At 51.2% G+C, this 17,366-nt stretch carries 18 protein-coding genes; 8 read left to right on the top strand and 10 right to left on the bottom strand.

Features of this window, described 5'->3' with window-relative positions:
* Window positions 1–5: 5 nt before the first annotated feature.
* The 5 genes from OQV04_RS01505 to cspH form a co-directional block, all read right to left on the bottom strand.
* Window positions 6–2,102, bottom strand: coding sequence for a YjbH domain-containing protein (locus OQV04_RS01505; RefSeq protein WP_045176650.1), 2,097 nt, complete (start codon window positions 2,100–2,102; stop codon window positions 6–8).
* A complete protein-coding gene (locus OQV04_RS01500) occupies window positions 2,102–2,848 on the bottom strand; it encodes a capsule biosynthesis GfcC family protein (protein ID WP_032280674.1) in 747 nt (248 codons plus the stop codon). Before OQV04_RS01500 ends, OQV04_RS01505 begins: the two co-directional genes overlap by 1 nt.
* Window positions 2,845–3,489, bottom strand: a complete 645-nt coding sequence (gene gfcB, locus OQV04_RS01495; RefSeq protein WP_032280675.1) for a lipoprotein GfcB — start codon at window positions 3,487–3,489, stop codon at window positions 2,845–2,847. The genes OQV04_RS01500 and gfcB overlap by 4 nt, the downstream gene beginning before the upstream one ends.
* A gap of 106 nt (window positions 3,490–3,595) precedes the next feature.
* On the bottom strand, window positions 3,596–3,901 hold the full coding sequence (locus tag OQV04_RS01490) for a threonine-rich inner membrane protein GfcA (RefSeq protein WP_001299283.1): 306 nt from the start codon (window positions 3,899–3,901) through the stop codon (window positions 3,596–3,598).
* A 440-nt stretch (window positions 3,902–4,341) separates the two neighbouring features.
* Window positions 4,342–4,554 carry a cold shock-like protein CspH gene (gene cspH, locus OQV04_RS01485; RefSeq protein WP_000087763.1) on the bottom strand — a complete coding sequence of 71 codons (213 nt, stop codon included), beginning with the start codon at window positions 4,552–4,554 and terminating at the stop codon, window positions 4,342–4,344.
* Window positions 4,555–4,839: 285 nt separating this feature from the next.
* Here cspH and cspG point away from each other — a divergent pair, with 285 nt between their 5' ends.
* From cspG to OQV04_RS01465, 4 genes are read left to right on the top strand one after another with little or no spacing between them, the layout of a single operon-like run.
* Window positions 4,840–5,052, top strand: coding sequence for a cold shock protein CspG (gene cspG / locus OQV04_RS01480; protein WP_000066490.1), 213 nt, complete (start codon window positions 4,840–4,842; stop codon window positions 5,050–5,052).
* A gap of 10 nt (window positions 5,053–5,062) precedes the next feature.
* Window positions 5,063–5,251 (top strand): cold shock small protein YmcF, encoded by a 189-nt coding sequence (ymcF, locus tag OQV04_RS01475; RefSeq protein ID WP_071524879.1) that lies wholly within the window; start codon window positions 5,063–5,065, stop codon window positions 5,249–5,251.
* The gene (gene ymcE / locus OQV04_RS01470; RefSeq protein ID WP_001323678.1) at window positions 5,226–5,456 is read left to right on the top strand and encodes a protein YmcE; all 231 of its coding nucleotides are present in this window, start codon (window positions 5,226–5,228) and stop codon (window positions 5,454–5,456) included. The genes ymcF and ymcE overlap by 26 nt, the downstream gene beginning before the upstream one ends.
* Window positions 5,446–5,619 (top strand): GnsA/GnsB family addiction module toxin, encoded by a 174-nt coding sequence (locus OQV04_RS01465; protein ID WP_001019197.1) that lies wholly within the window; start codon window positions 5,446–5,448, stop codon window positions 5,617–5,619. Before ymcE ends, OQV04_RS01465 begins: the two co-directional genes overlap by 11 nt.
* Before the next feature lie 47 nt (window positions 5,620–5,666).
* Here OQV04_RS01465 and OQV04_RS01460 read toward each other — a convergent pair whose 3' ends face one another.
* The gene (locus OQV04_RS01460; protein WP_032280681.1) at window positions 5,667–6,740 is read right to left on the bottom strand and encodes a 4Fe-4S binding protein; all 1,074 of its coding nucleotides are present in this window, start codon (window positions 6,738–6,740) and stop codon (window positions 5,667–5,669) included.
* 71 nt (window positions 6,741–6,811) lie between these two features.
* Entirely contained in the window at window positions 6,812–9,556 is a 2,745-nt protein-coding gene (gene torS / locus OQV04_RS01455; RefSeq protein WP_332641589.1) for a TMAO reductase system sensor histidine kinase/response regulator TorS, read from the bottom strand.
* A gap of 82 nt (window positions 9,557–9,638) precedes the next feature.
* On the opposite strand from torS, the gene torT reads away from it, so the two are divergent.
* Window positions 9,639–10,667, top strand: a complete 1,029-nt coding sequence (gene torT, locus OQV04_RS01450) for a TMAO reductase system periplasmic protein TorT (protein ID WP_032280684.1) — start codon at window positions 9,639–9,641, stop codon at window positions 10,665–10,667.
* On the opposite strand, the gene torR is transcribed toward torT, so the two are convergent.
* Window positions 10,640–11,332, bottom strand: coding sequence for a two-component system response regulator TorR (torR, locus tag OQV04_RS01445; protein WP_001120116.1), 693 nt, complete (start codon window positions 11,330–11,332; stop codon window positions 10,640–10,642). The genes torT and torR overlap by 28 nt on opposite strands.
* A gap of 129 nt (window positions 11,333–11,461) precedes the next feature.
* Between torR and torC the strand changes: the two genes are divergently transcribed.
* The 3 genes from torC to torD are packed head-to-tail and all read left to right on the top strand — an operon-like array spanning window position 11,462 to window position 15,776.
* On the top strand, window positions 11,462–12,634 hold the full coding sequence (torC, locus tag OQV04_RS01440; RefSeq protein WP_001230244.1) for a pentaheme c-type cytochrome TorC: 1,173 nt from the start codon (window positions 11,462–11,464) through the stop codon (window positions 12,632–12,634).
* Complete coding sequence (torA, locus tag OQV04_RS01435) at window positions 12,634–15,180, top strand: trimethylamine-N-oxide reductase TorA (RefSeq protein ID WP_032280687.1); 2,547 nt, start codon at window positions 12,634–12,636, stop codon at window positions 15,178–15,180. The genes torC and torA overlap by 1 nt, the downstream gene beginning before the upstream one ends.
* Window positions 15,177–15,776, top strand: a complete 600-nt coding sequence (gene torD, locus OQV04_RS01430) for a molecular chaperone TorD (RefSeq protein WP_000209878.1) — start codon at window positions 15,177–15,179, stop codon at window positions 15,774–15,776. The genes torA and torD overlap by 4 nt, the downstream gene beginning before the upstream one ends.
* A 92-nt stretch (window positions 15,777–15,868) precedes the next feature.
* On the opposite strand, the gene cbpM is transcribed toward torD, so the two are convergent.
* Both cbpM and cbpA read right to left on the bottom strand, forming a co-directional pair.
* Window positions 15,869–16,174, bottom strand: a complete 306-nt coding sequence (gene cbpM / locus OQV04_RS01425) for a chaperone modulator CbpM (protein ID WP_000024560.1) — start codon at window positions 16,172–16,174, stop codon at window positions 15,869–15,871.
* Window positions 16,174–17,094 carry a curved DNA-binding protein gene (gene cbpA / locus OQV04_RS01420; RefSeq protein ID WP_000420621.1) on the bottom strand — a complete coding sequence of 307 codons (921 nt, stop codon included), beginning with the start codon at window positions 17,092–17,094 and terminating at the stop codon, window positions 16,174–16,176. The genes cbpM and cbpA overlap by 1 nt, the downstream gene beginning before the upstream one ends.
* Between the last annotated feature and the right edge of the window lie 272 nt (window positions 17,095–17,366).

Here is a 17,366-nt window from a genome sequence, read left to right as displayed (position 1 = left end):
TCAGGTTATTGTCCAACCGGTACTTCTCGCTCTGCCGTCATTGGATAGAGCTGGTATTTGCGTGACAGCATTTGTCCACCATCACGCGTCAATGGTGTCCACGAAACCACCGCGCGGTTGCGGTTAGGTCCAATGGTCATCAAGTCGAACGGAATCGAGATATAAAAACCTTTACTAAAGCCGCCTTCGCCGTAGTCATCTTTAGATACGTTACTGATTGCCGCCCATACCCCTACCGCCACGCCGCTGTCAAAGCGTTTGGCGACGTCGATCGTTGCCCCTTTATCTTTTGCCAGATATTGCCCAACGCTAAGTTTCATCAGTACGCCATTGAGCGTCGGCGGGTTCCAGTAAGCCGTCACGAAACCAGTTGGCGTGGAATAATCGGTGAAGCGCATCATGTTGTCCCAGTCACGCTGCTTCACGTAGTTAACGTCCACACCCAGCGCCCAGCTGGCATCTAGCGGGCGATAAAGCAGCTCGGAACCGACACCGGCGTACATCGTTTCCAGATAACCACCATACACCTGGCCATAGAAACCATTGCCTAAGTCGGCAAAGTAGTTCGCCTGCAAGTTGTTGAGATAAACGTCATTGCGAACGTAATCACGGATATGCGTGCGCACGCGGGGCAGGGTAGAGTCCGCGGGTAATAGCGAAGACTTAAACTTGTCGTAGTTATTGTAAATATTGGTGAAAATACCGCCATCAAGCAGCAGGTGGTCAGTAAACCAGTAGCGGGCGCTGGACATCAGCCCCAACTGGAACATATAGAAATCTTCCGGGCCGCCCAGCGATTGTGAAAGTGTTGGGTTGAAAGAGTAGCTAAAGCGATCTTCACGAATACGGTAGCCCCGACCAAAGGCAGAAAGATCTTCTGCTTCAACACGTTGTTGTTGCAGTTGCTCTGATTTACCAGGCGCTGTACCAGCCAGCTGTTTGCGCAGGCTGGCTACGTCGGTTTCGGTAGTCACCATCGCCATATGCTCGCGCTTTTGCGTCACGCTAATCTTCTCAACGCCTTGCGGCAGGTTATTCACCAGAATCCGGTTGGCACGATCGACCGCTTCACGAGAGTCACGGTATTTGTATTGCTGACCAGACATATACAGCGTCTTATCGCGTAGCTGAATTTCTGGCGCGTCAAAGCCCGCGTTATACTTCAGGGCGGTAAGTTGGTTTGCTACCGTGGTGTACTGCAATCCTTCAGATTCAGGCGCAGGTTGATATGCCGGTTTTGGCGTATCGCGCAGGGCAGGGCGCAGATCGTTGAAATTGGTCCGTAAAGTGAAACCAAACATCAACGTGTTACCGCGTTCATAACTCAGGTTGAGGTCTGCCCAGCTGGCAGCGCGATAAACTGCACCGACGTTGAAATGGCTTGCCTGAGGCAGTTTGCCAGCGAAATCATTCTGGTAATTGTTGCCGTCGTATTCGAGTTTCAGACGCAGGGGATTCCACGGCGTTTGATACTCAATGCCGCCAAAGATGGAGGCCGGGCCACGAAAGATATCGCTAAAGCTGATATCGCCCGCATCGTGAGACCCTGCGCGATGACAATATTTATCGCTCACCCGGCAAAACGGGTTGGTAATATTGCCCGCATTACCGGCGTAGCCCCATGCCATCCCGAGGGTGAAATCAAATGGCCCCGCTTGCTTGCTGGCCACCAAATACTCACCGTCAAACAGACCCGTACCAGCAATATCACGTTTACCAAACGCCACTTGCGGTAGCCAGTAACCTTCTTCCCACAGGCGAAGTTTAAAATCGAATGATTTGTCTTTGTATGACTGATCGCCGCTGAAATCTTCCCACTGGCTATATTTGCGTGTGCGCACATCCGTATAACGAATGGTGCCTTCCAGCCATGGGAACAGCGCCACGGACGTGGAGTAGAAACGGTATTGATCGTTATCCCGGTAGTTGACGCTGAATTCACCTTCCGGTGCGATGCGCGCATTTGTCATCTGCAACAATCCTGTGCCGCCAAAGTCCGATTGCGACGAACCCAGCGGATCCGGGTAGGTTAATACTTCAGCATGACAGGCACTGGAGACGGCAATGGCCAGGCAGCTTAAAAGATAAGAATTCTTCTTCATCAGTCAGGAACACGTTGCGTTAAAACAGACACAATCTGGTCATTTAAATCAGCATATTTGTCGGGCAGTACATGCGCAGAAAAGCCTAACCAAAGCTGGCTGCCAGGCGGTGGTTCCACATGTCTTTTATTCCACAGGGCAACAGGGGCGACGACAGTCTCACCCTCAGGCGTAATCACGATAACGTTATTCTTGTCCGCGCCTGCAAGACGGGGGTGATCTTGCAGATAATCGGTAACGCTACGGCCTGCCTGCCAGGGCAATTGCCCAGCCCCAGAAACCGCACCCAGCAGAGTAATAGTCACCGGACGCTGTACGGTATGGAGCGTATAGTCCCCGACCAGCGGGGGATTGCTGTTCTCATCCACTCGTACAAAATCAGGGTCCAGTTTGACCGGTAAGCGACCAGTGATATTGAGATTGAGTAACTGCTGGCGCACGGATTTAATCGTTGCCGCCACATCGTCGTCAGCTTCTGCTTCCCAGGAAGCAAGCTGTGCCATGACATGTTGGTAGTCTTTAAGCGCTTTAGCTTTCACCGCAGAGTCGGTCAGCAAGGCACCAGGCCACCAGAGGCGATCGCGCAGTTGCGGTTGTGTCACCAACTGGACAACATTTTCCACGGGGCCAACGGAAAGTGTCTGTTGTTCGCCAGGCAGATAAATAGTCACCGTTCCTTGCGCAAAGGCATGGGGTGTCATTACGTAAAGTACGCTGGCAATGAAATACGACTGTAATTTATTCATGGTGCGGGTTTAAGAAACGTCATTTCTACGGGAATAACCCCTGCGCCTAACATTTGCCGACTTTGACGAACCTGGCCAGTAGTCGAATCGACCCAGAATGTGTTTTGCCACTGTTTTTCTGGCAACGTGGAAGTCACCTCTTCCTGCCAGACATTACACAGCACATCGCGACCCGCAATATGCAGCGTCTCTAATCCAGCAAAGGAAAAAGTGGAACTCAGGGTCGCAGAGCGAAAATGGTTGTCTTCACTCCAGAGAATATCGCGCGTCCAGCGGCTGCCGTCTTTTATTGCCAGCGCGTTACGCAGAGGGTCCTGCCCGGAATTTGTCACTTCCAGCAGATTATTATTAAGTTTGACGGTCTTTAAAAGACGTCCATTATGGGTAACCAGCATGGCGTTATCCTGGGATAACCATTTGCTTTGTTCTTGTTCTATATATCCCAGTACCACAAAGATTCGTTGCCCTTCATTAAGGCGTAAATACATCGTGGAATAAGGCAACGCCTGGATCTGCTGATCCGCTACGGTGATATCCTGATTATCGAAAAGGCTGGCGCGAAATGTATCGACCATACTTTGCTGGCTGTGCGTACATCCCGCAAGAAATAGTGCGAAAATCGATAAAATAAGAGGGCGCACCTTTAATCCTTGAAAGGTTAATTAAAAAAATGCAAATCTCTAAAGCCCGGTACGAATATCGCAACCGGGTATTATTTAACTTTAATTTCGACGCGTTTAAGCAGAATTAGCGCGTAGTGGACGTGGTGGTTGAGGTGTTATGAGAACCGCCATCGCCACTGTCATTTGCTGCAACTACTGCCAACGTCGCCACACCAACAGCCGTTGCCACACCGACAACTGTCGCCGTGCCGACAGCGCCAGCAGCCACGCCACCAGTGGTAGCAGCCGTCGTGGTTGCACCGGTAGTGGTCGTTGTGGTGCCAGTAGTACCCGTCGTTGCCTCGGTCCCGTTTGCTGCTTCAGGGGCAGCAAACGCAGCTGGCGTCGTCAACATGAAGGCCATAAGGATTGCAGAAAGCTTGTGTTTCATAACTTTTCCTTTATTCATCGCATGGACAATACGTACGCTTGAGATCAGGATTGTCTACTTTGAGTATAACATCCTTGTGAAATCTCCCTTTCCTCATACCACTTGCACTATATACAGCGGGTGAGAAAGGCGCGCAGAGGGAAATATAAGATTGTTGACGATTTCCCTCTTGAAATACGACTTGTGTGCATAAGATAAATCTTAGAAAAATACAAATTAAAGATAAGAAAATTGTTAAGAAAGCTATTAACTATTGTTGGTAATATAGTTTCAAGTGGTACTATAACTGGCTGTTAAGTGGCATTTATAACTATTAGTTGCCGAGATATTCGGTTAAATGGATTAGTTTCCTGGTAAAAAGTAACTTGCGTTATAATGCATGGTGTTGACTATTGAACTATTCCATTAAAACCAGTCAGCTTTAAACAAGCAGCGTCATATTAAGAGAGATAAACATTTGCCGCTGTTGGTCCTCGCAGGCCATTTACGCGACAAAATTCCACGCGTAATCCTGGTATAAGCACTTCTGCGTCGCGGGGAGTGAATGCGGAAATATGGACCTGGACTTCTTTACGACCGTCGGAGGGGATAATGAATCCTTTGCCGCTTTTGCGATCAAAGGTTTTGACAATTCCTGTCATTTTACGGGACAAACAAATTCCTTACTGAAAATACTGCGCTGCACTATACGGGGTTAATAAAATAAAGCCAGCGATATTTAAGACCGCCGGACGGCTAAAATAAAATTTGCTTAATCTCAATTATCATGCGTTAATAGCTGCGTCGGTTTGAAAGACAGACAGCATATAAAGTAGTTTACTAAAGCAGTTCTCATTATCAGGCATTATCCCCTTCTTTTGAGTCTCTCTCCTGAACACTAAGTAGTTTCTGTATTAAAGCCCTGTTTGCCGAAAGGCCCAAAATGAAGGAAGTAAAATATGTCTAATAAAATGACTGGTTTAGTAAAATGGTTTAACGCAGATAAAGGTTTTGGCTTTATCACTCCTGATGATGGCAGCAAAGACGTTTTCGTCCATTTCACCGCCATCCAGAGCAATGAATTCCGCACGCTGAACGAAAATCAGAAAGTTGAATTTTCTATTGAGCAGGGGCAACGTGGCCCCGCGGCAGCGAACGTTGTTACGCTCTAAGGTTGCCGTTATTACTCAACATCTCCATTTCCGCTGTCCATGTTGTCATGGTTCACAGTACCGTACATCGGCATTCGATGTGACGGAGCGAAACCCTTTGGGCGCTAAGTGTATTTTTTGTAAATCGACTATGATCACCTTTGATAACGTCGCGCTGCAAATACGCACTGACCATGCGCCGCTGGATTTCACAAAATAATATCAGGCTCCCTCGTGGAGCCTTTTTTATATCTGCCTTATTTTTCTTCAACGCTGTATGTATAGTAAGCGATAACCTGTTGATTATTGAATCTTTCGGGGAGATGGCTTATAACATTTCTTACCTGACCAGGGTACCGGGAACCAACACCTTACTGGCGTGTTGCTGTCTTTCAAGACCAGACGAGGTTAACAGTGAATATTGAAGAGTTAAAAAAACAAGCCGAAACGGAAATCGCCGACTTTATCGCGCAAAAAATCGCCGAGCTGAACAAGAATACAGGGAAAGAAGTCTCTGAAATTCGCTTCACCGCACGAGAAAAAATGACCGGGCTTGAAAGTTATGATGTCAAAATCAAAATAATGTGATTTTGTGAACATCACCCGTGCGAGGTGATGTTCCGCTTGTTGCTAATTTAGTGACCAATCATTGGCGCTTGTGGAATTAAGCGTCGGTACAATTCATCCGGTACCGGGCTTTGCCATACTCCCGCATACATTGCGTAACCAATCACCGCAAACATAATCCCCAGAACCAGTAGCGTCATTAACCAGCCAGACAACGCAAAGGCTTTTTTATTTGCCGCAGGTTTTTGCAGTGAAAAGGTCAATGTTGAGGCTACCGGACATGACTCTACGCAAGTCATACAGCCGGTACATTCCACTGTTCGTACCTGAATTAATTTATCTACCGGGATCCGTGATGGGCAATTTTTTGCGCATTTGCCACAGTCGATACAACTTTCGGCATTGCGACGAATCTTAAACGGCGATAATAGCGAAATCACGCCCATCAGCGCGCCATATGGGCAAAGATAACGACACCAGGCATGGCGAATAAACAGGCTGGCAATCAGCAAAACGGTCACGCTGATTAATGTCGCGGTCCCCATATGACGAAAGAAATCGAGCATTTTAACGTCCATCACCACGCTGTAGGGCGACAACATAAAATAGTGAATCGCCTGAGCGGGCATCAATAACGCGATATAGAGAAAAAAACTCAACAGCAAATACTTCACGCCGCGCAGAGGAATATCCAGCCAGCGGGGAAGGACAAATTGCCGACCAAACAGTTTGTTACCGAGATCGCCGATTAATTCAGAAAGCGTACCAACCGGGCATAACCATGAACAAAAGGCCTTTTTGAGTAATAGACTGATGACGATAAAAGCGACCAATAACAGCATCGCGGCGGCGTGGATGGACGGTACCTGACCTGTTGCAAGGCTATATTTCAGATTCATCAAACCGGCAATCGGTAGCCAGCCTTCGATACCTCCCGGTCTGGCGAGAAATGTCGTACTACCTGCCGTTTCGTAATAGCGCACCCAATACCAGAACGTGATGGCAATATAAATATTCATTGCCAATAGTAAGAATTGCGTCGCTTTACGCCAGGTCGTGGCATTGCGCCAGTCATTCCACGGTAATTTGCCGCCCGTCGTGCCTGGCCGCCGCTGCCAGCGGGTTCTTTTTTTCTCTGCCATGATTTTGCCAGTCCGTTAAGTTGCATGCCAAATGCCACTATTCTAGTTATTCTTAACTGGCTGATATTGATTCAAATCGCGTTCAGGTCTTTCTTATTCAACCATGCTTCCAGAGCGGCAACACTGCGTGTAATTTCTTCGTGTGGAAGGGGGGCAGATAATGGCTGCTGCTCCAGTTGTGCGCAGAGCTGGCTGGCGCTACGCATTCCCAGACTCGAGCAACTGCTTTTTAGCTGATGCGCGGCACGCTTTATTTTCTCGCTATCCTGAGTGGCGCGGGCAATGTCGATTTCATCGAGAAGCGGCAGGGCATGTTGTGTAAATAATGCCAGCCATTCGTGGATCTTCTCCGTCCCCATTAACTGAGCGTCTTCATTGAGTTGCGATACATCCAGCGGTTGATCGGTATTGGCTTGCAGTTGGAGATAGTGCGCCAGTAACTGACCGAGCACTTCACGCGGCACCGGTTTAGGGATAATCCCGCAAAATAGTGAACTGGTACGCTGGCGCAGCGTTTCGTCAATGACATGGGCGCTAAAGCCAATCAAAACCAGCGACGGATATTGCTGTGCCAGTTGCCGGGCAAGGGTAATGCCGTCGATATCCGGCAGATCAAAATCCACCAGTGCGGCAGCAAACGGTTCGCTATTTTGCAGTATCTCTAAAGCCTGCGCGGCATTGCCAATAGCAACAACCTGCGCACCACTGGTGTTCAGCATCTCAACGGTAATTCGCTGGGTTAGCGGGTTATCTTCAATTAACAGCAAACGTAAACCGTCCAGACGCACCGCCTGATTGGCTGTTTTTGGCGCGGGTGCTGTGGCAACACGTAACGGCAAGCGTAAACAAAAACAGCTTCCAACCTCCAGCGTGCTGGTGGCGCTCAGTTCGCCGCCCATCGCCTGGGCCAGACGGCTACTGATAGTCAGCCCCAGCCCGGTGCCGCCGCGTTTGCCACTTACCTGAATAAATGGCTGGAAGATTTCTGCCAGTTTCGCGGGATCAATACCGCAGCCGCTGTCTTCCACTTCGACCAGCCATTGCTCACCATCAGTACGGCTACGTAAAACGATCTGCCCTTCGTCAGTAAAACGCAGGGCGTTGCTCAACAGGTTGGTAATGACCTGACGAATACGCCGCGGATCGCCCATTAACGCAGTCGGTACATCGTCGGCAATTGCCGTTGCCAGGCGAATCGGGCGACCTTTCACCCGTCCACTCATTAATTGCAGGGTACTTTCCAGCAGCGGTCGCGGTTCAAAGGGTTCATCGCTGACCGAAACATTCTTGCCGCCTGCTTCGATAGCCGAATAATCGAGAATATCGTTCAGGATGGTCAGCAACGATTCGCCAGAGTCGGTAATCGCCCGCAAATCATCACGCTGGGCGTTAAGTGCGGGGTTATCTGCCAGCAGTTGCGCGGTGCCGAGAATACCGTACAGCGGTGTGCGGATCTCATGGCTCATCGCCGCCAGAAACGCCGATTTTGCCTGGCTGGCTTTTTCTGCTTCCGCCCGTGCCTGTCGGTGTTCTATCACCAGTTCCTGCAATTCAGCTGTACGCGCTTTGACCTGCGCCGCCAGCTGTTCGCGGTGGCGATTCAGTGCATGAACACTGCTGCGAAACGCATCCATCAGCCGCCCGATGGTATCCAGCTCCCGTACGCCAGCGGTTTCCGGAAAAGGGGAGTCAATATCACCGTCCAGCAGCCGTTGCAGCGCCTGCGTTTGTTCGGCAAGTGGACGCGTGACTGAGCGATAAACCACGCGCCAGAGGATCAGAATCAGTGCGCAAAGTGAAACCATCCCCAGCAATAACAGGCTGTATTGCCCGCGTGCACTGGCTTTTTCCAGATGCGCCAGTCCATGCTGATTGCGCAGCTCAATGGTGTCGACCAGCTGACTGACTTCGCTACTAAACAGCGCGAACTGGGCGATATTATTTTGGGCGAGAGTTTGCAGGTGATTGCTGATTTCACTGTCCTGCTGGAACAGCGACAACAGATCGCTATATTGGCTAACGGTAGTTAACGTTGTTGCGACCTGCGCACGAACTCCCGGATCTTCAATGCGTATTTGCCGACGTTGCAGAATTTTCACCGCATTATTGAGCTGCTTTTCCAGCGTTGGTGCATTTTTCTGGATCTGCTCCAGCCCCAGATTCATCACCATTTGCTGCACCCGCAGAGCGCTAAGGCGCAGTTCATTCATCTGGTTAACATACTCAAGATCGATATCAATCAGCCGATCGAGTGCACTTTCAGCAGCCTGACGCTGATCTTGTTCGATCAAATCGTAAATCCCGGCCTGGGTCGCTCCAGCGGAAGTTGTCGCATTATTCGCCTGACCTTGCGCCAGGCGTGCGATCTCATCGGCGGCAGCGACTATCTGCTGACTGAGTTGCTGTTGTCGCTGGCGTAGTTGCAGACGTCGCCCCACCAGTTCCCCTTGCTGACGTAACGAACGGGAGATCTCCTGCTCCTGTTGTTCAATAGCGGTGGTATCAAAACCTTGTTCCCGTAACGCTTGCAGCAACGCATTAATCTTCAGGCTTTGTGCGGTGAGCATTCGCCCCTGCGCCTGCCACATCTTTTCGTTATCGGCACTGGTCAGGTTCTGCGCGGCGAAAAGTTCCCAGGCGCTGGCTTCGCTCAACTGGCGCGCCATATTCATGGTAGGAATCAATGCCTGAGTGTTGTCTTTTTCCACCTGGCTGATAAAGCGCAGGTTGTACCATCCCACCAGGGTACTGGTCAGGGTTAACAGCGCCATCAGGGCAAAGCCCATCCAGAGTCTTCGGGTCAGGGTTAAATTCACGGTCGGTGCACTTTAGGTGAAAAATGTTGAGTCGCAAAGCGGAATGCATCTAGCATAAAGCCTTATTATTGATGAGGCTATCATGCGCGTACTGCTATTTTTACTTCTTTCCCTTTTCATGTTGCCGGCATTTTCGGCTGATAACCTGTTGCGCTGGCATGATGCGCAGCATTTCACGGTGCAAGCCTCTATGCCGCTTAAAGCCAAACGCGTATGGAAACTGTGCGCGCTTTATCCCAGCCTGAAAGATTCATACTGGTTATCGTTGAACTATGGTATGCAGGAGGCTGCTCGCCGCTACGGTGTGGATTTAAAAGTGCTGGAGGCAGGCGGCTACAGCCAGTTGACTACCCAGCAAGCACAAATCGACCAGTGTAAACAGTGGGGCGCAGAGGCCATTTTGCTCGGTAGTAGTACGACGTCATTTCCCGATCTGCAAAATCAGGTAGCAAGTCTGCCGGTGATCGAACTGGTAAATGCTATTGATGCTCCCCAGGTGAAAAGCCGCGTTGGTGTACCCTGGTTTCAGATGGGCTATCAACCTGGGCGATATCTGGTGCAATGGGCGCACGGTAAACCACTGAATGTGCTGTTGATGCCCGGACCCGATAACGCCGGGGGCAGTAAGGAGATGGTCGAGGGTTTTCGCGCAGCCATTGCCGGAAGCCCGGTGCGTATTGTTGATATTGCGCTTGGTGATAACGATATTGAAATCCAGCGTAACCTGTTGCAGGAGATGCTGGAACGCCATTCAGAAATCGACGTCGTTGCCGGAACGGCCATTGCGGCAGAGGCGGCAATGGGGGAAGGGCGTAACCTGAAAACGCCGCTTACCGTGGTGTCGTTTTATCTTTCACATCAGGTGTATCGCGGGCTGAAGCGGGGAAGAGTGATTATGGCTGCCAGCGATCAAATGGTCTGGCAGGGGGAACTGGCGGTTGAGCAGGCCATCAGGCAGTTACAGGGGCAATCGGTGTCTGATAATGTCAGCCCACCGATTTTAGTTCTGACGCCGAAAAATGCCGACCGAGAACATATCCGCCGCTCGCTGTCACCGGGGGGATTTCGTCCGGTCTATTTTTATCAGCACACATCAGCGGCTAAGAAATAACCTTCGCCATGTTGTGTCACCAGTAAATCCGCGCTGAGTTTATGGCGTAAACGACGAATTAACACATCGACGGTGCGCAGGTCAGGGTTTTCCACCCGACGCGCAGAGAGCATACGCAGCAGACGTTCACGGCTGAGAATTTCGCCCGGATTCGTCACAAATGCCACCAACATTTCATACTCTGCGCGGGTCAGTTTAATCGGCTCGCCATCCAGATCCAGCGTATGGCGCGACACATTCAGGCAATAACCCGCAAAGCGATAGCAGTTGTCCTGAGTGAGCGGTTGAGCTTGTCGCGCGAGGTCGATTCGCCAGAGCAGATTTTTTACCCGTACTACGAGTTCGCGCAGTTCCAGCGGTTTGGTGACGTAATCGTCTGCGCCCATTTCCAGCCCAACAATACGGTCAATCCGATCGCTGCGTCCGGTAACCAGAATAATCCCCACCGTTGAGCGTTCTCGCAGGGCGCGGGTTAACATCAGGCCATTTTCATCGGGCAAGTTGATATCCAGCAGAATTAAATCCACCGGCTGATTCTGCATAATTTCCCGTAGCCCGGCACCGCTCGCCGTAACGGAAACGGTATACCCCTCCTGAGTGAAGTAGGATTGTAATCGCGCCTGGGTAACCGGCTCATCTTCAACAATAACAATGTGATGTGGCATCAGAGGGTTTTACTCATTCTGTTCATATCTGTTCATATTCTGCCGTAAGCCATTCATTCTGACCAGTGCCGCTGTTCATATTTGCTCATTAAGATCGCTTCACTAAACCATAATTTTACAGGGGCTATTATGCGGAAACTCTGGAACGCGCTACGCCGACCCAGTGCTCGTTGGTCGGTACTGGCGCTGGTCGCTATTGGGATTGTGATTGGCATTGCGCTGATTGTATTGCCACACGTTGGGATCAAAGTCACCAGCACAACCGAATTTTGTGTCAGTTGCCACAGTATGCAACCGGTGTATGAAGAATATAAACAGTCGGTGCATTTCCAGAACGCCTCCGGCGTGCGAGCTGAATGCCATGACTGTCATATCCCGCCGGATATTCCAGGCATGGTGAAGCGCAAACTGGAAGCGAGCAACGATATCTACCAGACCTTTATTGCCCACTCCATTGATACACCTGAAAAATTCGAAGCCAAACGCGCGGAACTTGCCGAGCGTGAATGGGCACGAATGAAAGAAAACAACTCGGCAACCTGCCGCTCCTGCCATAACTACGACGCGATGGATCATGCGAAGCAGCATCCTGAAGCGGCACGTCAGATGAAGGTGGCAGCGAAAGATAATCAATCCTGCATCGACTGTCATAAAGGTATTGCCCACCAGTTACCGGATATGAGTAGCGGCTTCCGTAAGCAGTTCGATGAGCTGCGCGCCAGTGCTAATGACAGTGGTGACACGCTGTACTCTATTGATATTAAGCCAATTTATGCGGCGAAAGGCGATAAAGAAGCGTCTGGTTCACTGCTGCCTGCTTCGGAAGTGAAAGTCCTTAAACGTGACGGCGACTGGCTGCAAATTGAAATTACCGGCTGGACAGAAAGCGCCGGACGTCAGCGTGTACTCACCCAATTCCCAGGTAAACGCATCTTTGTTGCCTCGATTCGTGGTGATGTGCAGCAGCAGGTAAAAACGCTGGAGAAAACCACCGTTGCCGACACCAATACCGAGTGGAGCAAGTTGCAAGCCACCGCGTGGATGAAGAAAGGTGACATGGTGAACGATATCAAACCGATCTGGGCTTATGCGGATTCGTTGTACAACGGCACCTGTAACCAGTGCCACGGCGCACCGGAAATCTCTCACTTTGACGCTAACGGCTGGATTGGCACGCTCAACGGCATGATTGGCTTTACCAGCCTCGATAAACGTGAAGAACGCACCTTGTTGAAATATCTGCAAATGAATGCGTCTGACACCGCAGGTAAGGCTCACGGCGATAAGAAGGAAGAAAAATAATGAACAATAACGATCTCTTTCAGGCATCACGTCGGCGTTTTCTGGCACAACTCGGCGGCTTAACCGTCGCCGGGATGCTGGGGCCGTCATTGTTAACGCCGCGCCGTGCGACTGCGGCGCAAGCGGCGACCGAGGCTGTTATCTCGAAAGAGGGCATTCTTAACGGGTCGCACTGGGGGGCTATCCGCGCGACGGTGAAGGATGGTCGCTTTGTGGCGGCAAAACCGTTCGAACTGGATAAATATCCGTCGAAAATGATCGCCGGATTGCCGGACCACGTACACAACGCGGCGCGTATTCGTTATCCGATGGTACGCGTGGACTGGCTGCGTAAGCGCCATCTCAGCGATACCTCCCAGCGCGGTGATAACCGTTTTGTGCGTGTGAGCTGGGATGAAGCCCTCGACATGTTCTATGAAGAACTGGAACGCGTACAGAAAACTCACGGGCCGAGTGCCTTGCTGACCGCCAGTGGTTGGCAATCGACGGGGATGTTCCATAACGCTTCGGGGATGCTGGCGAAAGCTATTGCCTTGCATGGTAATAGCGTTGGTACGGGCGGAGATTACTCTACTGGTGCTGCGCAGGTGATCCTGCCGCGCGTAGTCGGTTCGATGGAAGTGTATGAACAGCAAACCTCCTGGCCGCTGGTATTGCAGAACAGCAAAACCATTGTGCTGTGGGGCTCCGATTTGCTGAAAAACCAGCAAGCGAACTGGTGGTGCCCGGATCACGATGTTTATGAATATTACGCGCAGTTGAAAGCGAAAGTCGCCGCCGGTGAAATTGAGGTCATTAGCATCGATCCGGTTGTTACATCCACCCATGAGTATCTGGGGCGCGAGCATGTGAAGCACATTGCGGTTAACCCGCAAACTGACGTGCCGCTGCAACTGGCGCTGGCGCATACGCTGTACAGTGAAAACCTGTACGACAAAAACTTCCTCGCTAACTACTGTGTGGGTTTTGAGCAGTTCCTGCCGTATCTGCTGGGCGAGAAAGACGGTCAGCCGAAAGATGCCGCATGGGCTGAAAAACTGACCGGCATTGATGCCGAAACCATTCGTGGGCTGGCGCGGCAGATGGCGGCGAACAGAACGCAGATTATTGCTGGCTGGTGCGTACAGCGTATGCAGCACGGTGAACAGTGGGCGTGGATGATTGTGGTTCTGGCGGCGATGCTGGGGCAAATTGGCCTGCCAGGTGGTGGCTTTGGTTTTGGCTGGCACTATAACGGCGCAGGCACGCCGGGGCGTAAAGGCGTTATTCTGAGTGGTTTCTCCGGCTCTACGTCGATTCCGCCTGTTCACGACAACAGTGATTACAAAGGCTACAGCAGCACCATTCCGATTGCCCGTTTTATCGATGCGATCCTCGAACCGGGGAAAGTGATCAACTGGAACGGTAAATCGGTAAAACTGCCGCCGCTGAAAATGTGTATTTTTGCCGGAACTAACCCATTCCATCGCCATCAGCAGATCAACCGCATTATTGAAGGCTGGCGCAAGCTGGAAACGGTTATCGCCATAGATAACCAGTGGACCTCAACCTGCCGCTTTGCCGATATCGTGCTGCCTGCGACCACGCAGTTTGAGCGTAACGATCTCGACCAGTACGGCAACCACTCCAACCGTGGCATTATCGCCATGAAACAGGTCGTGCCGCCGCAGTTCGAGGCGCGCAACGACTTTGATATTTTCCGCGAGCTGTGCCGCCGCTTTAATCGCGAAGAAGCCTTTACCGAAGGGCTGGACGAAATGGGCTGGCTGAAACGCATCTGGCAGGAAGGTGTTCAGCAAGGCAAAGGACGCGGCGTTCATCTGCCAGCGTTTGATGACTTCTGGAATAACAAAGAGTACGTCGAGTTTGACCATCCGCAGATGTTTGTTCGCCACCAGGCATTCCGCGAAGATCCGGATCTTGAACCGCTGGGCACGCCGAGTGGCCTGATTGAGATCTATTCGAAAACCATCGCCGATATGAACTACGACGATTGTCAGGGGCATCCGATGTGGTTTGAGAAAATCGAACGCTCCCACGGTGGGCCTGGCTCGCAGACGTATCCGTTGCATCTGCAATCTGTGCATCCGGATTTCCGACTTCACTCGCAGTTATGTGAGTCGGAAACTCTGCGTCAGCAATATACGGTAGCGGGTAAAGAGCCAGTGTTCATTAACCCGCAGGATGCCAGCGCGCGCGGTATTCGTAACGGTGATGTGGTACGCGTCTTTAACGCTCGCGGTCAGGTGTTGGCAGGGGCAGTCGTTTCTGACCGCTATGCACCCGGCGTGGCGCGAATTCACGAAGGGGCATGGTACGATCCAGATAAAGGCGGCGAGCCTGGTGCGCTGTGCAAATACGGTAACCCCAACGTCTTGACCATCGACATCGGTACTTCGCAGCTGGCGCAGGCGACCAGTGCGCACACTACGCTGGTGGAAATTGAGAAGTACAACGGAACAGTGGAGCAGGTAACGGCGTTTAACGGCCCCGTGGAGATGGTGGCGCAGTGCGAATATGTTCCCGCGTCGCAGGTGAAATTATGACCACGCTGACAGCACAACAGATTGCCTGTGTTTACGCCTGGCTGGCGCAGTTGTTCTCCCGTGAACTGGACGATGAACAACTGACGCAAATCGCCAGTGCGCAGATGGCTGAATGGTTTTCGTTGCTGAAAAGCGAACCGCCGCTCACTGCGGCGGTGGATGAGCTGGAAAACCGTGTTGCCACTCTGACAGTACGTGACGATGCCCGTCTGGAACTGGCCGCTGACTTTTGTGGCCTGTTTCTGATGACTGACAAACAAGCGGCGCTGCCGTATGCATCGGCCTACAAACAGGACGAGCAAGAGATTAAACGCTTGTTAGTTGAGGCAGGGATGGAAACCAGCGGCAATTTCAACGAACCGGCAGATCATCTGGCGATCTATCTCGAGTTGTTGAGTCATCTGCATTTTTCGCTGGGAGAGGGGACCGTTCCTGCGCGAAGAATCGACAGTTTGCGGCAAAAAACGCTGACTGCGCTGCGGGAATGGTTACCAGAGTTTGCTACGCGTTGCCATCAGTATGACAGCTTTGGTTTTTACGCGGCACTAAGCCAGTTATTGCTGGTGTTAGTGGAGGGCGACCACCAAAACAGATAACGTCGTTTGTTGGCCTGATAAGACGCGGCAGGCGTCGCATCAGGCATTATGGCGCAGTTGCCGGATGCGTCATCACATCCGGCAAACACACATCACGGATGAGCTACAAACCGGGAAAGCCGCTGGCGCAGCAGGCGGTTTTCCTGCTTCAGGTGCGCAATATCATCCATTAACGTCAGCGCCACCGCGATCCCCGGCCAGTCCAGAGCGAGTTCATGACGTAGACGTACCGCGCGTTGCACCACAATGGCGGCATGGTCGTCAAATACCCAGGTTGTTTCCTGGATCTCACGCGGTTCAACCACCCCCAAACCGACAATTTCATTCAGTTCCTCTTCAGAGATGCCGGTATGCAGGCAAAATTCGGTAATAGTAAAAGTCACCGTAACATTAGCCATTATGCTTTCCCCCAATCTTTACGTGGATCAAAAGACGACTGGGCGTCTGCCAGTTGCTGCCACAGCGCGGCAGTGTTTTCATCCGGTTTCGGCGGCATCACGATTTTCAGTACCGCATACAGATCGCCGGTCTGTTTTTTGCTCACCAGACCTTTGCCTTTAACGCGCAATCGTTGCCCGGCCTGGCTGCCAGGCGGGATAGTCAGCAAAATGCTTTCTTTCAGTGTTGGAACGGTGACTTTAGCACCCAGCGCCGCTTCCCACGGGCTAACCGGCACCACAATTTCCAGATCCTGGCCGACAATATCAAACAGCGGATGTGGCGCAATATGAATCACCAGCCACAAATCGCCATTTGGACCGCCGTTTTCGCCCGGCGTCCCCTGGCCTTTCAGGCGGATGCGTTGACCATTGCCGACGCCTGCCGGGATCTTCACATTCAGCGTTTTCGGGATTTCCTGTTCGATCATGCCAAAGGCGTTATAAACCGGCAGGTTATAGCTAATGGTACGCTTATGCTCAGTAAGCGTTTCTTCGAGGAATACCGCCACTTCGATTTCAATATCGTGGCCGCGTGTGGCGGGGCGTTGACGGCTCTGGCGGGCATGCTGACCGAAAATTGACGAGAAGATATCGTCAAAATCTTCGGCGTTAAAACTCTGACCGTCGCCATGATGGAACTGACGGTTAAATTGCGGATCGTTGCGATGTTGCCACATCTGATCATACTCAGCGCGACGTTGTTCATCACTTAACACTTCCCAGGCTTCAGCGACCTCTTTGAAGCGGGCTTCGGCATCCGGTTCTTTGCTGACATCAGGATGGTATTTACGGGCCAGTCGACGATAGGCGGTCTTGATTGTCTTGAGATCGTCCGTCGGTTTCACGCCCATGATGGCGTAATAATCCTTTAATTCCATAGCGTTATCTCGCGTAAATCAACACAAATTGAAGGAACCCCTGTAAGGTAACTCCTATAAGTGTAGGGTAATCCTCAAAATTTCATATGCCAACACAGAATATGTTATTGAAATCATCGCGGAGAGGAGGTCGCCATCAAGATGGGTTGCTGAACATATTTTAAACAGGTGAAAAAGGGTGAGCGATTTTTGATAGTTGAACCAGGCACTTTAAGTTTAACTAGGGCGTCATTATTTATTAAATTTTATAGGCGCTATATATGGGTAGTAAT

The sequence above is a fragment of the Escherichia sp. Lx600-2 genome (assembly GCF_036662595.1).
GTDB lineage: Bacteria > Pseudomonadota > Gammaproteobacteria > Enterobacterales > Enterobacteriaceae > Escherichia > Escherichia coli.
This window is presented reverse-complemented; position numbering and strand designations above follow the sequence as displayed.